This window comes from Vibrio sp. V43_P6S15P86, assembly GCF_009904725.1.
Lineage (GTDB): Bacteria > Pseudomonadota > Gammaproteobacteria > Enterobacterales > Vibrionaceae > Vibrio > Vibrio diabolicus.
In genome coordinates, this window is sequence record NZ_WXWT01000192.1 from 1 (window position 1) to 4,357 (window position 4,357).

At 43.0% G+C, this 4,357-nt stretch carries 2 protein-coding genes; both read left to right on the plus strand.

The window, feature by feature from the left end; all coding sequences use genetic code 11:
- Positions 1-361 precede the first annotated feature (361 nt).
- Positions 362-3,751, plus strand: a complete 3,390-nt coding sequence (tssM, locus tag CAG69_RS08280; RefSeq protein WP_161443655.1) for a type VI secretion system membrane subunit TssM — start codon at positions 362-364, stop codon at positions 3,749-3,751.
- A 31-nt stretch (positions 3,752-3,782) separates the two neighbouring features.
- On the plus strand, positions 3,783-4,235 hold the full coding sequence (locus CAG69_RS08285) for an Lrp/AsnC family transcriptional regulator (RefSeq protein ID WP_161443657.1): 453 nt from the start codon (positions 3,783-3,785) through the stop codon (positions 4,233-4,235).
- Positions 4,236-4,357: the final 122 nt, after the last annotated feature.

Here is a 4,357-nt window from a genome sequence, read left to right on the forward strand (position 1 = left end):
GCCCTGGACGAGGCTTGAAGGTAAGCACCTCATTAACGACTTCTCGTGTAACTGGGACGATATTGGCTTCCCAGTTGAGCAAACGTCCAGGCGCCCACTTTTAATATTGATGATGACTCGGCATATGTTCAGATTGGGGGGCATTACATCAAACAAAGCTAACACAATATAGAATTTTCCTACATTAAAAGGCGATTACCCATGCTATTTTCAAGGTATTATTCAGTTAGAGTTATTTAACATATTTTCACTTTGAGTCGTCTAGCACCAAAAGAGAAAACCCTTCCTAATCAATTTTTTACTATATTAAACTCACCTAAACTGAGCACAAAAACAATACCAATGAAGAATTTATAGGCTTATGTTCAAACAAAAAATACTGAGAAACTCGATCGCGGTTTCTACCATAGTAGCTCTGGTTTTAGCCGCGATATTTGCAGCAGTATATTTATTCTTACTCAAAGATGCAGATAAGCTTTATCTATGGTTTGGTCTAGGAGTCATTGTCACCTTTTATCTTATATTCCAGTTTTCACTATGGATTAAGAAAAAGAACAACTCAAAAGCTCAGCGTCTAGAAACAGAAGAAGAAGCCCTTTTGATGGTTATTCGCCCTCTTCTGTCTCATTCAGGCAAGAAGCCAATTTATCTTATGATTGGTAATAAAGCGTCTGGGCGACGCCAATTCTTGTTTAATTCAATCGCAATTAAACCGATGGATCGTTCCCGCACTGCAAAAAACGATTTCTTTGAATGGTATGAATCTGACAGTGCGGTTTACATCAAGCCAGATCAACGCCTCGTGTTCCAAGAGGTATCAAACAGCGATGCGTCACTGTGGAATACCTTTGTCGATGAAGTGATTCGTCACCGTCCGAGAAAGCCATTTTCAGGTTGCCTGCTCTTTACTGACTTTGAGTTCATGATTGTTTCTGAACCAGAGCAAAAAGATTACACCATCACTGCCTTATTGCAGCGTTTGGGCTCCATAAGTGAGAAAACCTCTTCAGCATTGCCTGTTTACCTGATGATGTCGAAACTCGACAAGTTGGATGGCTTTAAGGAATACGTGCATTTTAGCTCGCTTAAAACTCGCGTAGAGTTCCTGTCTATTCCTTTGAAAGAAGCGAAAGGCGTAATCACTGAGTATTACCGCGATGGTTACCGTAATCTAGTCAAAGTACTTGAAAGCAACGCTTTAGACGCTTCAGCAAATTCAACCGATATCGACGAGAAACAAGCAATTCTTGCGTTTCCTAAGCAATTTGAACTTTGCCAAGCGGAAATCAGTTATGTACTTGAACGTCTTTGTGAAGCGAACAGCGGCGTTTATTCTCTTGATATCCGTGAGATCTTCTTCTGCTCTAGCTTACAAGGTGGTCGTAAGTACAACCTGTTAGCAAGAAGCTGCAGCAATTACTTTAATTTGCCGATCATTGCGTCAGAGCACACACAGTTGACAGAAACGCCCTACTTCTCTCGTTTCCTGATTGATTCTCAGATTTTGCCAGAGAGCGATTTTGCCGGTGAGAACAAAACGTACCTGCGTTTGATCCAACGTCAAAGCCATTTGGCTATGTTGGCGTCCGTGATCTTGTTGGCTGGCGGTACCTATTTCTTTGTTACAACACTAGACAGTAACCTACGTGTCATCAATCAACTGCTTGGCATTGATGACAAAGGTCAGGTAGAGCAAGAAGCAAGCTTTAACCAGTTATTGGTTAACGCAACACGTGCAATTCAACCGTCATACAGCGCGTGGCTAGAAGGCTCTCGTGCACTAGACGAAGAAGTCTTGCCATTAAACATCAGTCGCCTAGACCAAAGCACAAGATTGGCTTACGAAGCTCTGCTTAAAGAAGTCGCACAACAACTTATGCCCCTTGTAGAGAGAGGTTACCGTCTCGAGTTGACTCACAATCAACATGATATTGCCGCGACGTTGCCATTGCTAAAAGGCTACTTGATGCTGAATGACCCATCGAAACGTGACATTCAGTTCCTACGTCGCCAAACACTTCAAACTCTCAACGATTTGAGCGATAAGCCAGATGTTGTTAACCAAGCAATGCGTTACTTGGATGCCTACTTCCGCACTCAATTTGCACCGGTTGATATCAACATGGACATTGTACGCGCGACTCGTCGCTCATTACTGGCTAACTCCAATGTAGATCTCGTTTACGCAGGCATTTTGAACCAGGCTGATACCATTGACCTTGGTACGCTCGATCTTCAACGTGCCGTTGGTTTTGAGTTCAACAACGTATTTAACGAACCGCTAGACGACAATCGACTTGTGATCGATAAGGTTTACACCTCAACAGGGTTTAGTACCTTCTATCGCCCTCGTGTTGATTTGATGTCACAACAAGTGATCAGCGATAACTGGGTTTTAGGTTTATCAAACCATGTGATTCCGACCAAGCAAGAGCAGGATGCATTTAAGACTCAGGTCCGTAAGAAGTACACAGATGACTACATCAACTACTGGCGTAATGCACTGAGTGAGCTAAAAGTTCAGAACTACAGCAATGTGGGTGACTTGACGAACGCTATAGACCTTATTTCAGGTCCATCTTCGCCAATGACTACCGTGCTGAAGCAAGTTTACGCGAACACTCAGTTCTCTCCTGTTGGCAAGAAGAACGCGTTAATCGCTAAAGTAAACCCGAAACTCGCGGAAGAGGCAGACTCGGCATCAGAAGCAGTAGAAGAAGCCGCACAACCAGATTACTTACTGATGAAGCGCGTTGAGCAAGCTTTCCACTTGTTGAACCAACTTCAAGTTAGTGAAACGCCAAACTCCCCTACTCCATGGGATGAGACCATTACAGCCTTGAGCCGTGTTCGTACTTACATGAAAGACATCGCTGATGCGCCTGATCCACAAATGGCTGCGTTGGCCGCTGCTCAACACCGTATGAACAGCACTGAAGCGGATCCTCTTATCAAACTTAAGCAGATTGCTCAAAAGTCACCAGAGCCAGTACGCAGCTGGTTGCTTGATGTGGTTCAGCAAAGCTGGTCAGTAATGATTGCGGAATCAGCAAAAGGCATTCAAACCCAATGGTACAGCGAGATTTACACCAAGTTTAAAGAGCTAGGACTTGGTAAATACCCATTTGATCTAAACGCGACAGAAGAAATCTCGATTGAAGACTTCGAATTGTTGTTTGCATCAGGTGGTTTGTTAGACACGTTTATTCAGAAGAACTTCGCACCGTTCTACGATACAAACTTGTGGACACCAAAACAGATGGATGGCAAGACAATGCCACTTTCACCTGCCCTATTGGTGCAATTGCGCAATTACAACGTTATCCGCGATACGTTGATCAATAAGAGCACAAACCGAGTTTACATCTCGTTCAGTGCGAAAGTATTAGACCTTGATTCCAGTGCTATCAGAGCCAGTCTGAAAATTTCAGACACTGATATCAACTACTATCACGGTCCGAGCCGAATTCGTGAGATGGAGTGGCCGCCGCAGAACGGTGACTTCAACATTAGTATCACGATCCAAGATGTGACAGACGAGGGCAAGCAGCACGTTCTTAATAAGAGTGGTCAGTGGGCGATATACAGATTGCTAGGTGATTCGACCCTAACAAACACTCATAACGGTAGCTTCGTCAGTGACATGAAAGTGTCTGGGAGGGACTTGAGCCTTCGTATCACTCCTTTGACACAGAAAAACCCATTCACTCTAGCCGAGCTGTATAACTTTACACTCCCAGAGTCGATTTAATAACTATATAAAACCAGAATAGGTAGAACACATGATTTCAAACATGACTTTACAAGGCTTAGACAAGTTAGATCGTAAAATCCTTTCCAGTCTGTTATCAAACGGACGAGAATCAATTGCGAATCTATCTAGAAACATCGGTTTGTCTCGTACTGCTGTCGCAGAAAGAATCAATAGGTTGGAAAAAACCGGTATCATCAAGGGCTACACTGCCCAGATCCGAATCGAGCATGAGGGTCGAAAAGCAGCCAGCTATCTGCTGATCTCTTGTGAAAAAGGTAAAAAAAACGAAGTAACGAATGCCCTTAAAGAGATTCCAGAGATACGACTGACAAGCGTTGTGGGTGGTAGCTTTGACATTATTGCTCTTATCGAAGCTCCTGATCTTCAGTCTATTCACCACCTATCTAATGAAATTGAATCTATCCGTGGGATTCAGAAACTTAACACAACGGTTGTTCTTCACCAACCAATCAATCGATAAGTTTACGGATTAGTAATAAACGTCAATACTAAAAGCTCTCGTTGAACACAATGTTACTAATAGAAATATTGTAGCATACACAAGACCAATGTGTCACTGTTTAGTGGAAAGCTTATTTATAC

What these genes read in the sequence shown, in the direction of transcription:
- tssM (WP_161443655.1), top strand. Translation starts at nt 362, where the DNA reads ATGTTCAAACAAAAAATACTGAGAAACTCGATCGCGGTTTCTACCATA.
- CAG69_RS08285 (WP_161443657.1), top strand. Translation starts at nt 3,783, where the DNA reads ATGATTTCAAACATGACTTTACAAGGCTTAGACAAGTTAGATCGTAAA.